Raw genomic sequence first — 23,343 nt, forward strand, 5'->3', positions numbered from 1 at the left:
TGCTTAGCCCTGTTTGGCTCAATCCTGCGGGATGATCCGCAGCGACAGTTCCATCAACTGATCGCTGGAGGCCTCGGACGGGGCGTTCATCATCAGATCCTCGGCGCGCTGGTTCATCGGGAACATGATGACCTCGCGGATGTTCGACGTGCCAGCCAGCAACATCACGATCCGGTCGATACCAGCCGCGCAACCACCGTGCGGCGGGGCACCATACTGGAACGCCTGATACAGCGCACCGAAACGGTTCTTCACCTCGGCTTCGTCATAGCCCGCGATTTCAAAGGCTTTCAGCATCACCTCGGGCTTGTGGTTACGGATCGCGCCGGACACCAGCTCATAGCCGTTACAGGCCAGATCGTACTGATAGCCCAGCACTTCCAGCGGATCGCCATTCAGCGCCTCCAGCCCACCCTGCGGCATCGAGAACGGGTTGTGTTCAAAATCAATCTCGCCGCTTTCCTCGTCCTGTTCATAGATCGGGAAATCGACGATCCAGGCGAATGCGAAACGGTCCTGATCGGTCAAGCCCAGTTCCTCGCCGATCACATCACGCGCCTTGCCTGCAACCTTCTCAAAGGCTTTCGGCTTACCGCCAAGGAAGAACGCAGCATCGCCCACGCCCAGCCCCAATTGCTGACGGATCGCTTCGGTCCGTTCCGGGCCGATGTTTTTCGCCAGCGGACCAGCGGCTTCCATACCCTGCCCCTGATCACGCCAGAAGATATAGCCCATACCCGGCAGGCCCTCTTTCTGGGCAAAGGCGTTCATGCGGTCGCAGAATTTGCGGCTACCGCCCGTCGGTGCGGGAATGGCGCGGATTTCTGTGCCTTCCTGTTCCAGCAGCTTGGCAAAGATCGCAAAACCGGACCCGGCAAAATGTTCGCTGACCACCTGCATCTTGATCGGGTTGCGCAGGTCGGGCTTGTCGGTGCCATACCACAGCGCCGCGTCTTTATAGGAAATCTGCGGCCACTCGGCGGGATTGTCCACCTTTTTGCCGCCGCCGAATTCCTCGAACACACCGGCCAGAACGGGGCTGATCGTGTCGAAAACGTCCTGTTGTTCAACAAAGGACATTTCTAGGTCAAGCTGATAGAAATCGGTGGGCGAACGGTCCGCGCGCGGGTCTTCATCACGGAAACACGGCGCAATCTGGAAATACTTGTCGAAGCCCGACATCATGATCAACTGCTTGAACTGCTGCGGGGCCTGCGGCAGCGCATAGAACTTGCCCGGATGCAGACGCGACGGCACCAGAAAATCACGCGCGCCTTCGGGGCTGGATGCGGTGATGATCGGGGTCTGGTATTCGCGGAACCCTTTATCCCACATGCGGCGGCGCATCGAGGCCACAACATCCGACCGCAGCGTCATGCTGCGCTGCATGTTTTCGCGGCGCAGGTCCAGATAGCGATACCGCAGGCGGGTTTCCTCGGGGTATTCCTGATCGCCGAACACCATCAGCGGCAATTCCTTGGCCGCGCCCAGCACCTCGATCCCGCGCACGAAAACTTCGATCTCGCCGGTCGGCAGTTTGGGGTTCACCAGATCGTCAGCGCGGGCCTTCACCTCGCCATCGATGCGGATACACCATTCGCTGCGCACTTTCTCGACCTCGGCAAAGGCGGCCGAGTCGGGATCGCACAACACCTGCGTCACGCCGTAATGGTCGCGCAGGTCGATAAACAGGATGCCGCCGTGGTCGCGCACCCGATGGACCCAGCCCGACAGGCGGACGGTCTGGCCGACATTGTCCTTGTTCAGGTCTGCGCAGGTGTGGCTGCGATATGCGTGCATGATATGCTCCCTTTCACGGGCCGGAGGTTCAGCCGGAATTTCAGATTTGCGCCGATACACCTTGCCGCGCCCCGAAAGTCAAGGTGAACCCATCGAATGCCCCTAAAACACCGCTGATTTTGCCCTGACAGCAAGAGCAGAACCGCGCTTTTCATCTTGCTCCAAATACTCGCGCCGCAGGCATCCGGGCCTTCGGCTGGCGTGATCGTCGGTGTCTGACGCAACAGCCAAACCCAGAACTGATGTGGAACTGGTCCGCAAGGGGTTGCGCATGGCCGATCCATGACTATAACCCACGACAATTTGCGCGGGGTGAGTCACACCCCTGCCCGATGCTGCCCAACGCCCAGACACAGAGGTCCGCCATGCCTAAAAGAACCGATATCTCCTCCATCATGATCATCGGCGCGGGGCCAATTGTCATTGGGCAAGCCTGCGAATTCGACTATTCCGGCGCACAAGCCTGTAAGGCGCTGCGCGAGGAAGGGTATCGGGTTATTCTGGTCAACTCGAATCCGGCCACGATCATGACCGATCCGGGACTGGCCGATGCCACCTATATCGAACCGATCACCCCCGAAACCGTAGCCAAGATCATCGAAAAAGAACGCCCCGATGCGCTGCTGCCCACGATGGGCGGCCAGACCGGGCTGAACACCTCGCTGGCGCTGGCCGATATGGGCGTGCTGGAAAAATTCGGCGTGGAACTGATCGGTGCGAACCGCGAAGCCATTGAAATGGCCGAAGACCGGAAACTGTTCCGCGAAGCGATGGATCGCATCGGGCTGGAAAACCCCAAGGCCACCATCGTGTCCTCGCCCAAGGTTGATGGCAAATACGACATCAAGGCCGGTGTCGCGCTGGCAATGGACGCGCTGGAAGAAATCGGCCTGCCCGCCATTATCCGCCCTGCCTTTACGCTGGGTGGCACCGGCGGCGGCGTCGCCTATAACCGGGACGATTACGAACATTTCTGCCGCTCCGGTCTGGAAGCCTCGCCGGTCAGCCAGATTTTGGTGGATGAATCGCTGCTGGGCTGGAAAGAATATGAAATGGAGGTTGTCCGCGACAAAGCCGACAATGCCATTATCGTCTGCTCTATCGAAAACGTGGACCCGATGGGCGTTCACACCGGCGATTCCATCACCGTTGCCCCCGCGCTGACCCTGACCGACAAAGAATACCAGATCATGCGGAACGGCTCGATCGCTGTGCTGCGTGAAATCGGTGTGGAAACCGGCGGGTCCAACGTGCAATGGGCCATCAACCCCGCCGATGGCCGTATGGTCGTGATCGAAATGAACCCCCGCGTTTCGCGGTCGTCGGCGCTGGCGTCGAAAGCCACGGGTTTCCCGATTGCGAAAATCGCGGCCAAACTGGCGGTCGGCTATACGCTGGACGAGCTGGACAACGACATCACCAAAGTCACGCCCGCATCGTTCGAGCCGACCATTGACTATGTCGTCACCAAGATCCCGAAATTCGCGTTCGAAAAATTCCCCGGCTCTGAACCCTACCTGACCACCGCCATGAAATCCGTGGGCGAGGCAATGGCCATTGGCCGGACCATCCATGAATCGCTGCAAAAGGCACTCGCGTCGATGGAATCGGGCCTGACTGGGTTCGACGAGGTGGACATCCCCGGCGCACCGGATAAGGCGGCGGTGATCAAGGCGATCTCGAAAACCACGCCGGACCGGATGCGCACCATCGCGCAGGCCATGCGCCACGGCCTGACGGATGACGAAATCCACGCCACCACCATGTTCGACCCGTGGTTCCTGGCCCGTATCCGGGAAATCGTCGACGCCGAAGAAGACATTCGCAAAAACGGCCTGCCCGTCACCGAGGACGGATTGCGCAAGCTGAAAATGATGGGCTTCACCGATGCCCGTCTGGGCAAGCTGACAGGCCGGACCGAAGCAAACGTGCGCCGCGCCCGTCAGAATTTGGGTGTCACCGCCGTGTTCAAACGCATCGACACCTGCGCCGCCGAATTCGAGGCGCAAACCCCCTATATGTATTCCACCTACGAAGCCCCGATGATGGGCGAGGTCGAATGCGAGGCCCGCCCCAGCGACAAGAAGAAAGTCGTCATTCTGGGCGGTGGTCCAAACCGGATCGGTCAGGGGATCGAATTTGACTATTGCTGCTGTCACGCCTGTTTCGCGCTGACCGACGCTGGTTATGAAACCATCATGGTCAACTGCAACCCCGAAACCGTGTCGACCGACTACGACACCTCGGACCGTCTGTATTTTGAACCGCTGACCTTTGAACACGTCATGGAAATCCTGCGCGTGGAAAAAGAAAACGGCACCTTGCATGGCGTGATCGTACAATTCGGCGGCCAGACCCCGCTGAAGCTGGCGAATGCCCTGTTCGAGGAAGGCATCCCGATCCTTGGCACCACCCCGGACGCAATTGATTTGGCCGAAGACCGCGAGCGTTTCCAGCAGCTTGTCAACAAGCTAGAACTGAAGCAGCCGCATAATGGCATCGCATCCACCGACGCACAGGCCTTGGCGATTGCCGAAGACATCGGGTTCCCGCTGGTGATCCGTCCGTCCTATGTTCTGGGCGGTCGCGCAATGGAAATCGTACGCGACATGGCGCAACTGGAACGCTACATCGCCGAAGCGGTGGTCGTATCCGGTGACAGCCCGGTTCTGCTGGACAGCTATCTGTCCGGTGCAATCGAATGTGATGTGGACGCGCTGTCGGATGGCAAAACCGTTCATGTTGCCGGGATCATGCAGCACATCGAAGAAGCGGGCGTTCACTCGGGTGACTCGGCCTGTTCGCTGCCGCCCTATTCGCTGCCGCAGGACATCATTGACGAAATCAAACGCCAGACCGAAGCCTTGGCGCTTGCGCTGGGTGTTGTGGGCCTGATGAACGTGCAATTCGCGGTCAAAGATGGCGATATTTACCTGATCGAGGTAAACCCCCGCGCATCCCGCACCGTGCCTTTTGTCGCCAAAGCCACCGACAGCGCCATTGCGTCCATCGCGGCGCGCCTGATGGCGGGTGAACCGATGGAAAACTTCCCCTTCCGCGGCGAATATCCCAAAGGCGCAAAACCCGGCACGCAGCCGATGGCAGACCCGATGACGCTGGCCGATCCGAATATGCCTTGGTTCTCGGTCAAAGAAGCGGTTCTGCCCTTCGCCCGTTTCCCCGGCGTCGATACGATCCTTGGCCCGGAAATGCGCTCCACCGGCGAGGTCATGGGCTGGGATGTTTCCTTCCCGATGGCTTTCCTGAAAGCGCAGCTTGGCGCCGGAACCCATCTGCCGACCGAAGGCAAAGTGTTCCTGTCGATCAAGGACGCCGACAAGACCGCCGCGATGGCCGAAGCCGCGCAAACCCTGATCGAACTGGGCTTTGAACTGGTGGCGACCCGTGGCACGGCAACTTGGTTGAAAGAGAACGATCTGGCCTGTGAATTGGTAAACAAGGTCTACGAAGGCCGCCCGAATATCGTGGACATGTTGAAAGATGGCGCAATCAAGCTGGTCCTGAACACCACCGAAGGCGCGCAATCGGTACAGGACAGCCGCGCCATCCGTTCGGTCGCGCTGTATGACAAGATCCCGTATTTCACCACCGCAGCGGGCGCACAGGCCGCCGCGCAAGCGATGAAAGCCCGCGCTCAGGGCGATTTCGGGGTCATGGCGCTGCAAGGCTAATCGCCAAGTGATAAAAAATCCCGGCCAGTCCATGCCTGTGCGCTTGGGCTGGCCGTTTTCATTTTTGGCGAATGCCCTTGGGTGCGAACGCGTACAGAATCGGAACAGCTTTGCCCGCCTTACCGCGAATCATGGGGCAGGCCGAAAAGCATTTAAATTCACTTAAAAAGTGATCCAATAATCAAACATCTCCTAAAAATTGCAATTCCGACTTCACAAACCACCCAATCGGCATTTTTCCGCAACGCAGCGAAGCTTCTCTTCCGCAGGCAAAAAGATAGATTATAGTCTGTTTTCAATCATTTAGGATGCAGGCAAACACCCACACCACCACAGACTGTAAGTATTAACAGGCTCCGAATGCGATGCTTGTCACACATTTGACACGACAAACGATCAAAAGATGAACTATACTTTTGTATATGGGGCCGTACATCGACGTCAGATCCCCAACCGACGTCGATGGGGAGGGTTAAATTTAACCCGCTCTGGCCCCTGACAGGTGAAGTAACGTTGTCCTATGTCCCATACTATATGGGCAACGCTGAATTTCATAAGTCATTTCAGACCAGAACGGGGTCCTCCGCTATGCGGGGGCCCCTTATTTCTTGGAGGGCGTGGTCTGTGCTGACAGGCTTTGCATACGGGTTCCCGCCCCATCCATTTCGATCAGGAAATCAATCGTATCGGGATCGAACTGCGGATCAGGCAGCAACCCGGTACACATCGCCAAAGCTGCAATTTCCGCCCTATTTCTCAGTTCAGCCTTGACCATCAGGCTGTGCATCCTCTGGCGCAGGGCAGAAATGGAAATGCCCAACTCAGCCGCAATCTGTTTGTCCTGCAACCCACGCCCGACCATCTGCAACAATTCGCGCTGCTTCTCGGTGATCTCGTTCCGTTCGTAAAATTCGTCGGTGAAATGGGTCATATAACGTTGATGCGCCACCATTGCGGCGACATTCAGCGTCCAGCCATGTTCTTGTAAAATAGCCATCATATCGGCCCGTGAATGATCCCCCGAAAAGGTGATCAAGGCCGCCTGTGGGGGCGCATGAAGCCGCAACGGCACCGATAAACCCGCCCGAATTCCGCGCTCGGCAGCCATGCGCAGCACATCACGCCGCCGCTGGGGCAGATCATGATAGTCCTCGATAAACTCTTCCCCGATAACGATCGGCGTCAAATGATGCAGGGCATGGCTGCGAAAGTAAGACCACTTCTGAATATCGGGTTCTTTATTCAGTTCATTCAACCAAGTGGAATCGTATGACGTGCGAATAAACTGTGTCCGCCGCCAGTCCGAATAGCTGCTGGCCGCGATGAAGTCGATAAAGGGCAGCCCAACGCTGCGCCCCAATTCGACCAGCCGTTCCCACACTTGAACCGACCGCTCTGTTGTCTCCATATCCAGCAGAAAGCGGTGCAGCAATTTGGGCGTATAGGTTTCTGCCCCCAGCAAGTTCCTGTCTGAACGCTGTTGGGGCATGGGGTCAGGTCGCTTCTTCTTCCAGGTGCAATTTCATTTCGATCAGCACCTTCTGTAATTCCAGCGTTTCCTTCAGCAAGCGCTTGGCCTCGTTGATGGTTATAATACCGTCCTGAATTGACTGGTTATATTCCGCCATCAACATCGCAAAGCGGTGGCTTAACGCGATCACATCCGTATTAACCCCGCCCTTTTCGCCGGGATCATTCCGCCCCTCGTTATAGGACAAGGAAATCCCTTTCAGATCGGCCAGCGCGCTGGTCACGTGCGGAAAGGACGCCACCTTTTCCAAGGCCGCCACAGCATCCAGCGGCATGAAGCGATCCGCATGTTCCGGGTTATCCGAATAGTAGCGCCCCAATGTGGCCTTGGACTTGCCTGTGATCTCACATGCCGCCTCGATCCCGACATCTTTCACCAATGCTTCGGTGTGTTTCTTCAGATATCCGGCGATACCAGCCATTCAACGTCCTTTGCCAACACCCCCGTTCGGGGGGAAAACCCTCTACCCTTTCCCATTACCCACTTTGCCGCCCTATGTCATTGAATAACAAGCGTCCAACAAGTTTCCCGGACGTCACAGTGATTGGAAAGATACAAGTTGCCGGGGATTTTACCGGTGTGTGCAAGTTCCCGCCTTTGTGTGCAGGCAGGAACCAGCCGGGCAACCGGCGAAACTGGCGGGCCTGCCTTTGGCGTGGTACCGATCATCCCCAGGGCTTCGGCCCGTCAGTCCTGCGTGTCGGGCAGGTCCGCCAGACCTACATTTTGCTGACCTCAGATCACGCTTGAAACTGCGCTGGGACAAGGCCAAAACCCACGCATGGCCAAGCTCTATTTCAACTACTCCACCATGAATGCCGGAAAATCGACGGTGCTGTTACAGGCGTCGCATAACTACCGGGAACGCGGGATGGATACCTATCTGCTGACCGCGCAATTCGACAACCGCGCGGGCGACGGACGCATTGCATCGCGCATCGGCATCGGATCGGACGCGGATACATTTGCCCCCGGCGAGGATCTGTTCAGCAAAATTTCCGCCCGTCTGTCACAGGGGCCGGTTGCCTGCATCTTCATGGATGAAGCGCAGTTTTTGGACAAGGAACAGGTTTGGCAACTGGTCCGTGTCGTCGACGACCTGAAAGTGCCCGTCATGTGCTATGGCTTGCGCGTGGATTTTCAGGGTGAGCTCTTTCCCGGTTCTGCCGCCTTGCTGGCTTTGGCCGATGAAATGCGCGAGGTTCGCACGATCTGCCATTGCGGGAAAAAGGCCACGATGGTGGTACGCATGGGACCAGACGGCAAAGCCCTGCGCGAAGGGGCGCAGGTTCAGATTGGTGGGAATGAAACCTATGTCAGCCTGTGCAGACGCCACTGGCGCGAAGCGGTCGGGGACCGCGCTGCACCTTCTGCTTAACCCCAAATATGTTGCCCCCTGCTGCAATCCGCACCAAGGGGCATAGACCGATCAAGCCGCCTTCTGGGCCTGTATCGCAGCCAACAGCGTTTCGCGGCGCTTGCCTGCGGCTTCTGCGTGACGTTCCCGAACATGCCCGTAACCACGGATGTGTTCGGGAAGCTCCAGTAGCTCTGTCAACTTGCCTGCTTTTTCTGCGGACCAGTTGGTCAGGGCAAAGTCGATATCGGCCTCGTAATCCGTCAGCAATTGCCGCGCCAGTTTCGCCTCGTCCGTATTGCGGAACGGGTCCAGCGCCGTGCCGCGCAGGAACCGCAGCCGGTTCAGCACGCCAAAGAACCGCATCGCCGTTTTGCCACGCACCGCGCCTTTGACCATTTTGCCGGTTTTTTCATCCCGCCCGCCATAGGGCCACGCCCCGAAATAGAAGGTCAGGTCCAGATTGCCCTCGAACGCGTCATACAGCGATTTCTGGAAGGCGGGTTTGGAATACAGCCGCGCCACTTCCCATTCGTCCTTGACCGCCATCAGCTTGTACAGCCCCCGTGCCACGGCCTTGGCCGCTGCGTCAGGCAGGCCCGCGCGCTGCACCTGTGCCATCCGGTCGGCGTAGCGCCGGGTCAGGGCAGGTTTGCCGTAGGCCGTCAATTCCGTGGTCCGCTGGTCTATGATCTGAGCCAGACCTTGTTCCCGGTGCTGATCCAGCAAGACCGGCGCATTGCCGCCCATCATCCGCAGCGCCGCATCCGGGTCAGCATAGGCCAGCCGCCCCAGATCAAACGCCGTGCGGTTGCGGGCCACCGCCACACCGTTCAGTTCAATCGCGCGATGGATCGCTTCCAGTGACAGGGGGATGCCGCCCTGCTGCCATGCCGCGCCCATCAAAACCATGTTCGCAAACACCCGGTCGCCCATCACACGTTCGGCCAGCGTTTGGGCGTCCAGCCCCCGCGCCTTGTCACCCAATACGCGGGTCAGGCGCTGCAATTGTTCATCACCGTTCAGTTGCCAATCGGGGTTGGCCGAAAATTCTGATGTCGGCACAATCGTCATATCCGTGACCGCCACGGATTTGCCGGGGATCAGTTTCGAAAGGGCTTCGTCCCCTGCGGCCACCACCAGATCACAACCGATCAGCGCGTCAGCTTCGCCTGCGGCAATCCGGGTGGCCCGCATCTGTTCGGGGCTGGCGGCCAGCTTGATATGCGAATGCACCGCACCGTATTTCTGGGCCAGCCCGGTGATATCAAGGTTCGAGGCATAATACCCATCCGCATGGGCTGCCACGGCCAGCGTTTGGCCCACGGTCACAACCCCGGCCCCACCGATACCGGACACCAGAATGGACCAAGACCCATCGACCGGCGCCAGTTGGGGCATCGACAGGTGATCCACATCCACCCGTGCATCAGCCACCTGCACCTTGCGCGGTTGTGCGCCTGTAACGGTCACAAAGGACGGGCAGAACCCTTCGACACAGGAAAAATCCTTGTTGCAGGACGATTGGTTGATCACACGCTTACGGCCAAAATCCGTTTCCAGCGGTTCAATCGCCATACAGCCCGACACGGTGGAACAATCGCCACAGCCCTCGCAGACCTCGGGGTTGATGAAGGCGCGCTTATCCGGGTCCGCCCATTTGCCGCGCTTGCGCAGACGGCGGCGCTCGGTCGCACAGGGCTGATCATAGATGATCACCGTCACGCCGGGCAGTTGGCGCAGTTCCTTCTGAATCAGTTCCATTTCCGTGCGCGGATGGATCGTGACGCCAAACCCGAAATCCTTACCTTCGTATTTTTCCGGCTCATCCGCGACCAGCGCGATGCGTTCAATCCCTTCGGCCTTTAGCTGTTCCACCATCATCGGCGGCGAGATTTCACCGTCATGCGGTTGCCCACCTGTCATGGATACGAACCCGTTGTGCAGCAGTTTATAGGTCATCGTTGCCTTAGCAGCCACAGCCGCGCGGATCGCCATCAACCCGGAATGGAAATAGGTGCCATCCCCCATATTCGCAAAAACATGCTGTTCGTTGGTAAAGGGGAACTGGCCCAGCCACATCGCCCCTTCGCCGCCCATATGACTGACCGAATTGGTTTTCATCGGATCGCGCATCATTGCCATCGTGTGACACCCGATCCCGGCCAATGCCCGGCTACCATCCACCACCTGCGTTGAACGCCCATGCGGACAGCCCGCACAGAACGACGGCGGGCGGATGACACCACCGCCCAATGCGGGCGGCTGGTCAGACTGGTTCGGCATCGACAGGCCACAATCCGGGTCCGTTTCACGGGCCACGCGGACCAGAACGCTGCTGACCATATTCGGCGTGATTTCCCCAAAGCCGGGGAAGGCGCAATCGCCCGCATTGGCCGCAAAGGCCTGCCCGTCAAAGGTTTTCCCAACGATCCGGGGCGTGTGATCCGATCCGTACAGAATGGCGCGGATTTGATCTTCCAGCAGGGGGCGTTTTTCCTCGACCACCAGAATGACATCCAGCCCCTTGGCAAAGTCGCGGATCGCCACATCGTCCAGCGGCCAGACCATCCCCACCTTCAGGCGGCGTACCGGCATATCGCCAATCCGGCCATCCCGATAGCCCAGCCCGGCCAGCGATTGATTCAGATCCTGCCATGCCTTGCCTGCGGCCACGATCCCGATCCGGGCATTATCCGGGCCATCCATCTGGTTCAGCCCGTTGGCGCGGGCATAGGCCAGCACCTTCCTTAGCTTCAGATCCCACAGCACGCGTTCCTGTTCCATGATCGGAACAAAGGGCTTAATCGCGGTGTCCGGTCCCTTATCCTCGCGCAGGGTGATAACGGGGCTATCGGGGGCGACGTAAACGGACCCGCCGCCTTCCACCACATCTGTCACCAGCTTCATCCCGACAATGGTAGAGCTGTAGCGACTAAGGGCGATCCCGTGCAGGCCGTAATCCAGCACGTCCTGCGCATTAGCCGGGGCCAGCAGCGGCATCCCCAAAGAGGCAAAGTTCAGGTCGGAATAACACGCAAGGGTCGAAGATTTCGCCCCGTGGTCATCCCCCACCAACAAAAGGGTGCCGCCCTTGGCATTGGTTCCCGCCAGATTGGCGTGGCGCAGCGGGTCCATCGACCGATCCATCCCCGGTGCCTTGCCGTACCAGATGGAAAACACGCCTTCGACCGTCGCACCGGGGAATTTGCCCACCAGTTGCGATCCCCATGTGGCGGTTGCGGCCAGATCCTCGTTCACGCCGGGCTGGAAATGAATGTTGTGGGCTTTCAGTTCCTTTTCCGCCTGCCACAGGGACATGTCATATGTCCCCATAGGCGACCCGCGATACCCCGAGATATAGCCCCCCGTATTCAGCCCCGCCGCCGCGTCCCGCTTGCGCTGTTGGATCGGCAAACGCACCAGCGCCTGCATTCCGGTCATATAGACCCAGCCTTCGTCTTGGCTCAGGCGGTCCGCCAAAGTCATCTCTAGCCGCTTGGTCAACTGGTTCATTCCCTTGCTCCTCTGTCGCCCGCACATGGCCCCGATCCGAAACCAGCCGCCACGTCGTTCATTCCCAACCGCAACTGTTCCTGAAACCCGGCGGGAAAACCAGATCACTGACAGCAAAAAATTCTGAAAATTAATCAACGGCAAAACACCGTCTTACGTTGGAACAGGCGACGTCTTTTGATACAATTTCAACTTAAAGGCACCTATACCCCCCCCAAAGGGGCAGGCTATCGCGTCACACCTTGGGCCGAAGCCATCACACAAGGACGAAACCCGCGTTTCTGATGGTGCCTGACAGATACAGCCGCTAGACCTTTGGCCCCCAATGGTCCAATACATTGCAAACCACATCTGGTATCCAGTCTGATATGCGCCCTGACGATCTGAAAATCATTCAATCCTCTTTGCTGTTTTCCGGCCTGCCCGGAAACCTGCAAGAAGACATCGCCCGCTCTGCCAATTCGCGGGAATATGATCGTGGCGCGACCATATTCTTGCAGGGCGAACAAGCCAGCGCGATCTATATCGTCGCCGAAGGCTGGGTAAAACTGTACCGCATTACCCCCAACGGGTCCGAAGCTGTCGTGGGGGTTTTTACACGGGGCCGTAGCTTTGGCGAGGCCGTCGCCTTTCGCCATGATATTTATCCCGTGTCAGCCGAGGCCGCCACGCAGTGCCGCCTGATCCGCATTCAAACCGAAGATTTCCTGCGTGGCATTCGGGAAAACCCGGAAATCGCGGTATCGGTTCTGTCCGCGACCTATGCACATTTGCACAATCTGGTGGCCCAGGTCGAAGCCCTGAAAGCCCGGACCGGGGCGCAGCGCGTTGCAGAATTCCTGCTGGAACTGACCACCTGCGAAACCGGCCCCTGCGAAGTCGTCTTGCCCTATGACAAGGTATTGATTGCGGGCCGTTTGGGGATGAAACCCGAAAGCCTGAGCCGCGCCTTTGCCAAGCTGAAGGACCAAGGAGTCAAAATCGCTCAAAACCGCGCGGAGATTGACGATATTGGCTTGCTTCGTGATTACGCCGAAGAAGACCCCGCAAATTCATGGGCCAGATAATCAGGGAAGCGGACTGACGCCGATCACCGGCTGATGCAGGTGCCACAAAGCCGCCCATGCCAACACCACGATCAAGGACCGGATAACTGGCGGAAACCCTTGTGGTTTCCATCGCCCTGTTAACAGCGCCGCCCCCGGAACCAAAGACGTATGGGCAATCCCCGCCTTCCACTCGGTTTCCCCCATCACCTTGCGCCGCCTGCGTTCGACAATCAGCATTCCCATCACGGAAAACCCGGCAAAGGTGCCAAACAGGATCACATGCGCCAGATCCCCGTTCGCCCACAGATGCACACCAGACCACAGCAACAACGCCCATAACAACGGTTGACGGGTCAGCCCCACAATTCCCGGATGCTGTGGGTCAAACCCGCCTGAACGCCCCTCGAAAGCAAAAGGATTGGGGGCCGCCACGCCGAATGTGGCTAGGGCAATCACCAACGGCATCACCAGATTAACGGCCCATCGGGCGGTTTGGGTTTGGTCCCACAGCGCCACGAAAGGCGCACGCCCTGCGGCCCAGATCACCCAAAACAGCAACAATGTAGATAAGACGCTGAACAGGATCGTATAGCCACGCGCACCCAAAAGCCGCACCAGCCCGTCCTTTACGCCGATAGCGGCGGGAATGCGGTGCGATCCCATGAACAGCGCCATCGCGATTGCGAATTCGATCCAGCCCATTTCTGCCCCCGTCTTAGCCTGCCGCTGCCAGCCCCATCATGCCCAGCATATACAGCCCCAGCACAAGGGCAAAGCCCCGGCTCCAGCTTGGGGCCTGCGCCAGCCCCAGATAGCGGCGCAGGATGATCTGCGCCTTGATCCACGCCAATGCCAGAATGGCCAACGCCGCCCAACCGCCTGCCACGCCAGACCATGCCAAAACGGTGCTGCCCAACGACAGCGCGATCAGAAACAGCCATGCTTGCGTAATGGTCATGCTTACCCCAGCAAATACAGGATCGGGAACAGGATCACCCAAACCAGATCGACCATATGCCAAAAGGCCGTGCCTACCTCGGTATTGCGGGGGGTGGGGGCCAAGGCCACCAGCCCAAGGATGACAATCCCCGCCACCACATGAACCGCGTGGAACCCGGTCAGCAAATAGTAAAAGGTAAAAAACGAATGCGTTTCAAAGCTGATCCCCTGCGCCGCCTTATCCGCGTATTCGATGGCCTTAATCCACAGGAACACCACCCCCAGCAACGCCGCCCCGGCCAGAAACAGCCGCGTGCGGGCGGCGCGCCCGGCCTCGGCCGCCTGCACGGCCAGCGCCGCCAGCCACCCCGAGGTGACAAGCACCACCGTATTGATCCCCGCCGCCGCCCGGTGCAGGTGCGATTGCGCCTCGGCAAACCCTGCCACATCGGTCAGGCGCACCCCCATAAAAGCGGCCAGCCCCGCGCCGAACACCAGCAATTCGGACACGATCAGCAACCACATCATCAGATCACCCGGCAGGGCGTCCAACCCGGTCGCGGTGTCATCCTGCACCGTCATCCGCCAACCCCCACCAATTCGCGGTAGATACGGGGTAAGGCCGGAACCAGCTTGTCCGGGTCGGGGATCAACGCAAAGCCGCCCTGCCCGAAAATCCGTGGGAACCATGACTTGCCGTTGCGGTCCACCGTGATGCCGAACACCGCATGACCGGCGCGGCGGGCTTCTTGGACGGCCATGCGGCTGTCTTCGATCCCGTGGCGGCCTTCGTAATGGTCCAGATCGTTGGGCTTCCCATCGGTGATGACCAGCAGCAACCGCCGTTTACGCGCCTGCCGGGACAGATCGGCGGACACATGGCGCATCGCCGCCCCCAGCCGGGTATAGAACCCCGGACGCAAGGAACCGATCCGCGCCTCGATCCCCGCAGACATGGGTTCTGCAAAACCTTTGACCGACTGCACATAGACACGCTGCCGCTTGAGCGATGAAAACGCGTTGATCGCAAATTCATCCCCACAGGCATCCAGCCCCCACGCAAAGGCCGCCAAGGCCTCGCGTTCAATGTCAATCACCGAACGGCCTTCGTGACCGTGACCGGGAATGGCGGCTTCGGTGGATCGGGACACATCCAACAGAATGGACACGGCCAGATCACGTTTTTCAGACCGGGTTTGCCGCCAGATACGATCGGTTCCCTGTCCTGTCGCCAGAAATTCAACCCGCGCACGGACAGCGCGTTCCGTGTCCAGCTCGTCCCCGTCCGGGTGGCCCGGCGTGGCTATGCGCCCCGGTCGCAGGGCCTCGAACTGACGACGCACAGAACGGATACGCGCCACCGCACGCGGATCGTCCCGAAAGGCAGGCCCGTCTGTAGCTGGCTGCACCGTCGAGGACAGGACGCGAACATGCGACGGCAGATAGCTGGCTGTACGGACATCCCATTCGGGATAGGTGTGAACATCGGACAGGGCCTCTCGGTCCACGTCCTCGGGGGCTAAATCAAGGTGCAGTTTCAGCTTGGTCGCCGGGGCCTTGGAAATCTGCCCCAGCCCGATTTCGTCCTGATCGTCGGCAGCCTTGCGGGCGCTGTCGTCATCGTCATCTTCGACGCGACGGTTCAGGTTCACGAACTCGGCCCAGCTTAGGATCGCCTCGAACTTATGCAGGATAAAGCTGTCGTTGCGTTCGATCTGGTCCGATTTGCGCCGCCGTGCGCGGCGGGCGGGGCCATCGCTGCTTTCTTCGGGGCTGCCTTCGGTTTCTGCTGTTTCCACCGTGGTCGTTTCGGACCGCCCGGTTTCCCGCAGGTCGGGCCACAACGCAACAGGCCGGAACGGGCAATAGCCACGAGGGGCTTTGAAACCCGCCACCTGCCCGCTGCGCACCGCTGCAAACATCTGTTGGGCCATGTCGCCCTGCGGGGCATCCCCGCCCAGCAACGCCAAAATCACCTGCTCCAGCGCCGCTTCGACCGTGGGCAGGGCCGGGGTGCGGCGCAACAGGCGCGTGGCCTCGGACAGATCACGATAGAGCGCGGCAAACCCCGGTGCTTCGTCCAACGCGGCCTGAACCATGCGCTGCGCATCGGCCAGCGCCTTCAGATCGGCCTGCAAGGCATCTTCGGGGATGTCCCCCACGGGCTGCGCCTGCGCAACGGCAGCCGCCAGCCACAGATACAGCGCAGCGTTTGCTTCACGGGCAGGGAACACCGCCAGACTTTCGGGCAGGCGCAGCACGCCCCCGTCATAGCTGGCGCGCGGCACGGTTTCGCGCCATGTTCCCAGCTTGCGCCGCAAGGATAAACGATGGGGGCTAAGCTCGTCCGCGACGGGCTTGATTTCCGCCGACGGATTACCGCCCAGCCCCCGAAATAAGACTGCCAGCCGCCCGCCGACCTGAGACAGGTCGACACGGGCTCCTTCGTAGACGCTTGGCGCGTCCAGACGGCTGGCAAAATTGTGCCACAGTTTCCCGACGGTTTCTTCGGGTTCCCACGGCTCAATGTCGATCTTAACCACCACGCGCCTCACCCAAAAATTGCGGTAGTCAGATCGAGGAGCCCGCGTTTCACATCCGCATCATCGCTAAGCGGTTCGATCATCGCGGCAAGGATCGCGCGATCGACCGGCATTCCCTGCCGGATCAGCGTTGCGGCATAAATCACAAGGCGGGTCGAAACCCCTTCTTCCAAATCCTGTCCCTTCAGGTCGCGCAGCTTGTTCGCCAAACGGACCAGCGGCTTTACCCGATCTTCGGACAGGCCGGATTCCCGCGCGACCACGGTAATTTCAAACTCTTGCGAGGGGAAATCGAACTCCAGCGCCACGAAACGCTGCCGGGTCGACGGTTTCAGAGTTTTCAGGATGTTCTGGTAGCCGGGGTTATAAGAGGCCACCAACATAAAGCCCGGTGCGGCTTCCAGTTCTTCGCCGGTGCGGTCGATGGGCAGAAAGCGCCGGTCATCGGTCAGCGGGTGCAGGACCACGGTCACGTCTTTGCGGGCCTCAACCACCTCATCCAGATAACAGATTGCGCCTTCGCGCACCGCGCGGGTCAATGGGCCATCCACCCAGATCGTTTCCCCGCCTTTCAACAGATAGCGCCCGATCAGGTCCGCCGCCGACAGGTCATCATGGCAGGCCACGGTATACAGCGGACGCCCCAGCCGCGCGGCCATATGCGCCACAAACCGGGTTTTACCGCAGCCTGTCGGACCTTTCAGCAGGACCGGCAGATCGTTTTCGCTGGCCGCAGTAAAGATATCGCATTCATCGCCCTGCGGCAGATAGAAGGGGGCGTCAGCCGCCCCCTTCAGGGTGATATTTCCATCCATCGGTTTCACTCCGCCGGTGTCCGTGCTGCGGCACCGGGTTCAATCACCTCGCGGCGCGGGGCCAGCACGGCATAGATGAACAGGACAGCGCCCAGAACCACAGCCAGACCCGAGCCAAAGCGCATGACGTAGAAGATCCAAAGCTGATCCTGCACATCCATGTACATTTCACCGTTCACCCGTTGCAGGTGCGTCTGAACCGTCCCGGCAAAAGTCAGGGTAAAGGTCATGAAAGTCATCCCGCCCGACATCAGCCAGAAAGACGCCATGTTCAGCACTTGGTTATACGGATCGCGGCCTTTCAGAACCGGCATTGCATAGCTGATGATTGCAAGGTTCAGCGATACATAGGCCCCAAAGAACGCCAGGTGACCGTGTGCAGCGGTGATCTGCGTGCCGTGGGTATAGTAGTTCACCCCATGCAGCGTATGCAGGAAGCCCCAGACGCCCGCGCCAAAGAACGCCAGCGTGGCACACCCCAGCGCCCACAGCAGGGCCGCCTTGTTCGGGTGGTCGCGGCGGCCTTTCCAGACCATGACGAACGCAAAGGCCATCATCGCAAAGAACGGGATCACTTCGAGGCTGGAGAAAATCGAACCGATCCACTGCCAGTAGCCCGGCGTACCGATCCAGTAGTAATGGTGCCCGGTCCCAAGGATGCCCGAGAACAGCGCCAGCGCGGCAATGACATACAGCCATTTTTCCACAACCTCGCGGTCCACGCCCGTCAGTTTCAGCATCAGGAAGGCAAGGATCGACGCCATCACCAGTTCCCAAGTACCTTCCACCCACAGGTGAACAACGTACCACCAGTACATTTTGTCCAGACCCAGGTTATCAGGGTTCACAAAGGCGAACAGGAACAGCAGCGCCAGCCCCCACAGGCCCAGAAGCAGGATGTTGGTGATTGCAGTCTTTTTACCCTTCAGCACCGTCATCGAGATGTTGAACAGGAAGATCAGCGCAGCAACAACAATCCCGGCCTTGACCCATTTGGGTTGTTCAAGGAATTCGCGGCCTTCTTTACCCAGCAGGAAGTTGCCCTCGAACAGGTTAAAGAAATAGGTCAGCACAACGCCCGCCGTACCCAGTACGAAAATGGCCAGTTGCAGATAGGCCAGCGTGGGCGAATGAATCTCGCGTTCGGATTCTTCCGGCACCAGATAGTAGGCCGCGCCAAAGAAACCCAGCAGCAGCCACACGATCAGCGAATTGGTGTGCAGCATCCGGCCAATGTTGAACGGCAGAATTTCAGACAGGAAATTCCCATCTACATAAATCCAGCCAAGGATCAGCCCCATCGTCACCTGTACGGCAAACAGCGCCATAGCGACGACGAAATAGGCGTAAGCGATTTTTTGAGTTTGGTATTTCATCTCACTGTCTCCTTAGCCCGCATCGTTCGGGGGCCAGTCCTGTGCGCGGATCGCATCCGTCCACAGCAAGAAATCCGCCAGTCCGCGGTATTCTTCTTCGGTCAGGTCGAACCGGGGCATCTGACGGCGGCCTTCGATGCCCGTCGGCATGGATTGCATCCAGTTTTTCAGGGCGTCATAGCCCTCGTCCGAGGTTTCAACCCCCCAGCGGGTCATCACGTTTGCCAGTTCCGGGGCGAAATAAGCGCCTTCGCCCAGAATGGTGTGACAGTTGATGCAGGCGTGTTTTTCCCAGACGTGTTTGCCCAGTTTCACGCTTTCCGTCAGCCCAGCGACATCGGTGGATTGTGTAACGATATATCGGTGTGAATGGGCGGTTAAGCCCACGAAGATGAGTATGAAGAACAGGGAACCGCCATAAAAGATATTGCGGGCCATGCTCTTGGTCATGACTTCGCGCATTGCGCTGATCCTTCCCTAGAGTTGTCTGTGCGCTGATTGTCCCGGCTGCGCCCGAGTCGTTCCTTAACGAAAGTCAATCCTGCGTGAATTTCCCCGCTGGTTAGATCAGGGTTTCCAGACGGGCCTGTGGGAACTGTGCCAATGCCGTGTCAATCTGCGGGCGCGTCATCAAGCAGAACGCTGTAGACAGCGCATCCGCGACCGCTGCGCTGTCAGCAGACACCGCCACTGTTTGCCACAACGGTTTGCGCCCATCAGGATGCAGGATATGCGGCACAGCCTGCGGCCCCACCCGCGTTGCCGCTGGCGATGACGTGGCCAGCGCCCGATCCCGCAACCCGACATGTTGCAGCACGCCCCCATCCGGTCCCGCGATCTGCACCGGCCAGTTTTTCTGACCGTCTGGCGCACCAAGGGCCTGGACCTCTCCCATATCAATCAGGACATTGCCAAATCCACGCGCCCGCAGCAGGGCCGCCACCCGATCCGCCGCATATCCCTGCGCGATACCATTGAAGGTTAGCGCCATACCACGCGGCAGGCGCAGGCCATCCGCGTTGTGTTGCAGGTGCTGCCACCCTGTTTGTGCATCCTTCGGGTCCGTGCCTTCAGCGTGGGCCTGCCACAACGCCTGAACCGTGGGGTCGAACGCGCCTTTGGTTGCGCGGTACACCTGATCCGACAGCGTCACCAACTGGCGCATATCCGCACCGGGGTTCACCAATACCCCGGTCGTATTCAAACGTAGCACTTCAGACGCGCGATACAGGGATACTTGCCGCTCAATCGCCTCCAACTGTCGGGTGACCGCCCGCCACAGGGTTTGCGCCGCCGCAAAGGACGCCCCGGACAAACGGATTTCCAGATCCGCCCCAAAGGCCCGCCCCTGCCAATGTTGGATACTGCCCGCATGGGCCGGGGCTGCCAGCATCGCGGCGGATAATGTCAGAAAGCGGCGGCGCGTCAGGGTCATGTCCGGGCCTCCTGTCGGTCAGCTGGGGTGGGGCGTTGACGTTCGCCCCAAAACACCGGCCACAAGGCCGCGACATACAACGTAAAGGCAAAAATCCACAGCCCCCCCGAAATCAGGATGCCGGGAAAATAAAGCTCGGGGAACGCCGAGGCCACAAACCGCAGCACCGTTGCCGCCGGGATCACCGCATAAGCCAGCGCCACCGGGGTCGGCGCCACCAAAGCCCGCCCCGAATGCCCCAACGCCGCGCGTGACATCACCGACATGGTCATTCCGCCCACACCGCCGATACCCAACACATGCAGGGCGGCAATCTCTGATCCATAGCCCAGCAAAGCCGCACCAAACAGCAGCAGCCCCAGCGCATTCAGCCCATAGGACAAATGCAACGTCCACAGGATCGGCTGGCGCACCGTCCATCCCCCGCGCCACAGCGCCAACCGGGCCAGCCCAGCCCCGCCAGCCAGTAACGCAGCTATTGCCGCCACGGGTTCAAGGCCAAAAATCAGACTGAGCGGCACCAGCAATGCCCCGGCAATCGACACAACAGCCAAGGGCATCGGGGTTGCAGGCAACCCATCTTCCCGGCCCGTGCGGATCATGGCGTTACGGGTAAAGGCCGGGGTAACGCGCCCCCCCAGAATGGTAATCAATGCCACGATGGACAACAGCCCCACACGCAGCCCCGCAGCGGCACTGTCATCGGTCCAGCCCATCCATTCCAGATGCACCAGCAGATTGCCAACCCAGATCAATCCAATCACCGCCACGATAATGAACTGACGCGGCTTGAACCGTTTCAGCAGCAGTGCCGCAACAGACCCGCCCACCACCGGCAAAAATGCCAGATCGGCCAAGGCCACCACGGGCGCGGGTAAACTGCCGGACCACCAGATCGCCACCCGCCCCGCCAACCACAGGGCCGACGCAATCGCAAAGAACGGAACCGGCGCGGTGCGGGTGTTCGTCCAGTTGGGCGCAGCGGTCAGCAGGAAGCCCGCGATCGCCGCCGATCCATAGCCAAAGATCATTTCGTGCGCGTGCCACAGGTGCGGCGCGGGGGCAAAAGGCAGATCGTTCACCATGCCCCCGGCGGCATGGATGGCCAGATAGCCTTCCCATACCAGCATGGCCAAAACCGCGAACAGGCCCGCGGCCAGAAAAAACACCCGGTATCCCCCGGTAAACAGGACGGGAAAGCGGCTCATTATTCGGCTCCTTTCGCGGTACGCGCCCGGCGTTTCAGGATCGGGCATTGGGTGCCATCGTTCATGATGACCTGACAGCGCAGGCACAGGACGCATTCGTTGGGGTTGATCCGACCGACGGAATCAATGGCCCCCACGGTGCATTTCGTTTCACACATCCGGCATTCCCGTCCGCATTGCGGGCGGCGGTGCAGCCAGTCGAAGATTTTCAGCTTGGACGGTATCGCCAGACCGGCCCCCAGCGGGCACAGGTAACGGCAATAAAAGCGTTCGATAAACAGCCCTGCAAACAGCAACAGCAGCACGAACAAAACAAAGGGCCACGCCCGCATCATCCGCATGGAAATCGCGGTTTTGAAAGGCTCGACCTCGGCCAGAACCAGCGCATCGTGCATCGAATAGAACGACAGCGCCATAATCGCCATAAAGGCCGAATATTTCAGAATCCACATCCGCTCATGCAGCGCCTGCGGCACCGCGATCTGACGGATGCCCAGCGCCTGTGCGGCATCGTTCAGCAATTCCTGCAACGCCCCGAACGGACACAGCCAACCGCAATAGACACCCCGCCCCCAGAACAGCACGCCCAGCGCCACAAAGGACCACAGCATGAAAATGCCCGGCTCGATCAAAAAGGTTTCCCAGCGGAATCCCGACAGCAGCGAATGCGCAAAGGCCACCACCTGCACGATGGACAATTGACCATTCAGCCCCCAGCCCAGCACCAACAGCGTGACAGACAAAAATCCGATCCGTCCATAGCGCCACAGTTTCGGGCGGCGGGTAATCCATTCCTGCGCCAGAAAGATCACGAACAACACCGCCAGCATCGTTCCGATAATGCCAACCTTCAGGTGGCTACGCTGCCAGACAGATACCCAAAGCGGCGCATCCTCGGGCGGCGGGGCGGTTCGGAACGCCTGCGGCAAGGTATAATCTGCGGCGACAATCGCTGTCAGGTCCGGCCCGTTTGCTGCGGGACGGGTGGCTGTGACCTCGACCCGGAAAGGCTGCAACGGGTCAATCTGCCCCGGCACATGAAACAAGCTGATTTCCTTGACCTCGGGCGCACCGTCGATCCGCAGGCGTTTGACCATGTGATAGCTATCCGCCGCAGGAACCAGCCGGGTTTCGCCCTGGACAATGGCCAGCCGGTCAAATTCCCCCGAACGTTTCCAGTTTGTCCCGCGATGGGAATACAACCCCGAAGAAATCACCACCAAAGCGGTATCATCCGGCCCCAGATTACCGATTGCGCGAGTAAATTCCTGTTGCCCCAACAGGTTTTGCCCAACGGTGGGCGGGTCCACCAGACCGGCCCACAGATGCAGAAAATCACCCGGCCCAGCCGTAAGCGGCACCTTGGCCCCCGCGAATGCCGTGGCCGCTTGATCCATCGTCAGGACCGCTTCAGCCAACCCGCCCATTTCCATCACCTGCGCCCAATCAGCAGGGATATGCTGTAAGCGATCAATCCCCGCCCCCGACGCGATCAGCCCACGCCCGGCGGCCAAGGTGCGCGCTGTGCGCAAAATGCCATCCCGAATAACCCCCGTTGATACGGTGGCGCGGCTTATGACGGGCGGCAGGGTATCTGCCCGCTCGGAAAATGCGGCGCGCAGGTCATGCCCGGCGAAACCGCTGACATAGGCGGCGATGTCCTTGTCCGATATTCCCAACGTCAGCACAGGTTCGTTGTGGCGCACCAACAAAGCCCCTGCGACCACAGCATCGGGGGTGACGGCAACCAGCACTTCCAGCGGACGCCCGGAATAACCAACCGAGGCCGCAATTTCCCAGGTTGAACCGATATACCCAACCACATCGCCAGCCTGACGCACCGTCCAGCCCGGCACGCCCTGTTCCACGCGGTTCAGCACCACGGCATCAGAAACCGACAGCAAGTTTTGGGCCTGCGCAGCGGTTGGAACGGTCGGGCCTTCCCCCTCGTGCGACGCAAGAAGACCCTGCGCGGTCAACTCATCGCCAAGGCAGATCAGACAAAATGACAGTAAAAGCAGTAGTCGCGACATCGCCAAATCCCGGTCATCCGTGATGCAACAACACTCCTTCAGTTTCGCT

Annotated in this window: 17 protein-coding genes; 3 read left to right on the top strand and 14 right to left on the bottom strand. The window is 59.6% G+C overall.

The annotated features are described in order from the left end of the window. Positions 1 to 18: 18 nt before the first annotated feature. The gene (gene aspS, locus FN828_RS00280) at positions 19 to 1,800 is read right to left on the bottom strand and encodes an aspartate--tRNA ligase (protein WP_142491381.1); all 1,782 of its coding nucleotides are present in this window, start codon (positions 1,798 to 1,800) and stop codon (positions 19 to 21) included. A gap of 365 nt (positions 1,801 to 2,165) precedes the next feature. Between aspS and carB the strand changes: the two genes are divergently transcribed. After that, positions 2,166 to 5,492, top strand: a complete 3,327-nt coding sequence (gene carB, locus FN828_RS00285; RefSeq protein ID WP_142491382.1) for a carbamoyl-phosphate synthase large subunit — start codon at positions 2,166 to 2,168, stop codon at positions 5,490 to 5,492. Positions 5,493 to 6,093: 601 nt separating this feature from the next. On the opposite strand, the gene FN828_RS00290 is transcribed toward carB, so the two are convergent. Further along, positions 6,094 to 6,981, bottom strand: coding sequence for a helix-turn-helix transcriptional regulator (locus FN828_RS00290; RefSeq protein WP_142491383.1), 888 nt, complete (start codon positions 6,979 to 6,981; stop codon positions 6,094 to 6,096). Positions 6,982 to 6,985: 4 nt separating this feature from the next. Next, on the bottom strand, positions 6,986 to 7,444 hold the full coding sequence (locus tag FN828_RS00295; protein WP_142491384.1) for a hypothetical protein: 459 nt from the start codon (positions 7,442 to 7,444) through the stop codon (positions 6,986 to 6,988). A gap of 360 nt (positions 7,445 to 7,804) precedes the next feature. On the opposite strand from FN828_RS00295, the gene FN828_RS00300 reads away from it, so the two are divergent. Beyond that, positions 7,805 to 8,401: a thymidine kinase gene (locus tag FN828_RS00300; protein ID WP_142491385.1), complete on the top strand. Its 597-nt coding sequence runs from the start codon at positions 7,805 to 7,807 to the stop codon at positions 8,399 to 8,401. 51 nt (positions 8,402 to 8,452) lie between these two features. On the opposite strand, the gene FN828_RS00305 is transcribed toward FN828_RS00300, so the two are convergent. Continuing rightward, on the bottom strand, positions 8,453 to 11,896 hold the full coding sequence (locus FN828_RS00305; protein WP_142491386.1) for an indolepyruvate ferredoxin oxidoreductase family protein: 3,444 nt from the start codon (positions 11,894 to 11,896) through the stop codon (positions 8,453 to 8,455). Positions 11,897 to 12,264: 368 nt separating this feature from the next. Between FN828_RS00305 and FN828_RS00310 the strand changes: the two genes are divergently transcribed. Then, positions 12,265 to 12,963 (top strand): Crp/Fnr family transcriptional regulator, encoded by a 699-nt coding sequence (locus tag FN828_RS00310; protein WP_142491759.1) that lies wholly within the window; start codon positions 12,265 to 12,267, stop codon positions 12,961 to 12,963. Here the strand turns inward: FN828_RS00310 and FN828_RS00315 are convergent, their stop codons facing one another. The 10 genes from FN828_RS00315 to FN828_RS00360 form a co-directional block, all read right to left on the bottom strand. Beyond that, complete coding sequence (locus tag FN828_RS00315) at positions 12,964 to 13,647, bottom strand: NnrU family protein (protein WP_142491387.1); 684 nt, start codon at positions 13,645 to 13,647, stop codon at positions 12,964 to 12,966. Between the two features lie 13 nt (positions 13,648 to 13,660). Further along, positions 13,661 to 13,903 (bottom strand): cytochrome C oxidase subunit IV family protein, encoded by a 243-nt coding sequence (locus FN828_RS00320; RefSeq protein ID WP_142491388.1) that lies wholly within the window; start codon positions 13,901 to 13,903, stop codon positions 13,661 to 13,663. Positions 13,904 to 13,905: 2 nt separating this feature from the next. Then, positions 13,906 to 14,466, bottom strand: a complete 561-nt coding sequence (locus tag FN828_RS00325) for a cytochrome c oxidase subunit 3 (RefSeq protein ID WP_235891363.1) — start codon at positions 14,464 to 14,466, stop codon at positions 13,906 to 13,908. Next, positions 14,463 to 16,427 carry a nitric oxide reductase activation protein NorD gene (locus FN828_RS00330; RefSeq protein ID WP_142491761.1) on the bottom strand — a complete coding sequence of 655 codons (1,965 nt, stop codon included), beginning with the start codon at positions 16,425 to 16,427 and terminating at the stop codon, positions 14,463 to 14,465. Before FN828_RS00330 ends, FN828_RS00325 begins: the two co-directional genes overlap by 4 nt. 8 nt (positions 16,428 to 16,435) lie before the next feature. Further along, entirely contained in the window at positions 16,436 to 17,242 is an 807-nt protein-coding gene (locus tag FN828_RS00335) for a CbbQ/NirQ/NorQ/GpvN family protein (RefSeq protein WP_142491389.1), read from the bottom strand. A gap of 5 nt (positions 17,243 to 17,247) precedes the next feature. Then, a complete protein-coding gene (locus FN828_RS00340; protein WP_142491390.1) occupies positions 17,248 to 18,618 on the bottom strand; it encodes a cbb3-type cytochrome c oxidase subunit I in 1,371 nt (456 codons plus the stop codon). A gap of 12 nt (positions 18,619 to 18,630) precedes the next feature. Then, complete coding sequence (locus FN828_RS00345) at positions 18,631 to 19,080, bottom strand: c-type cytochrome (protein WP_142491391.1); 450 nt, start codon at positions 19,078 to 19,080, stop codon at positions 18,631 to 18,633. A 100-nt stretch (positions 19,081 to 19,180) separates the two neighbouring features. Further along, positions 19,181 to 20,053, bottom strand: coding sequence for an FAD:protein FMN transferase (locus FN828_RS00350; RefSeq protein WP_142491392.1), 873 nt, complete (start codon positions 20,051 to 20,053; stop codon positions 19,181 to 19,183). After that, a complete protein-coding gene (locus tag FN828_RS00355; RefSeq protein WP_142491393.1) occupies positions 20,050 to 21,261 on the bottom strand; it encodes an NnrS family protein in 1,212 nt (403 codons plus the stop codon). Before FN828_RS00355 ends, FN828_RS00350 begins: the two co-directional genes overlap by 4 nt. Further along, positions 21,261 to 23,294: a 4Fe-4S binding protein gene (locus FN828_RS00360; protein ID WP_142491394.1), complete on the bottom strand. Its 2,034-nt coding sequence runs from the start codon at positions 23,292 to 23,294 to the stop codon at positions 21,261 to 21,263. Before FN828_RS00360 ends, FN828_RS00355 begins: the two co-directional genes overlap by 1 nt. Positions 23,295 to 23,343: the final 49 nt, after the last annotated feature.

The sequence above is a fragment of the Thalassovita litoralis genome, from assembly GCF_900182725.1.
Lineage (GTDB): Bacteria > Pseudomonadota > Alphaproteobacteria > Rhodobacterales > Rhodobacteraceae > Thalassobius > Thalassobius litoralis.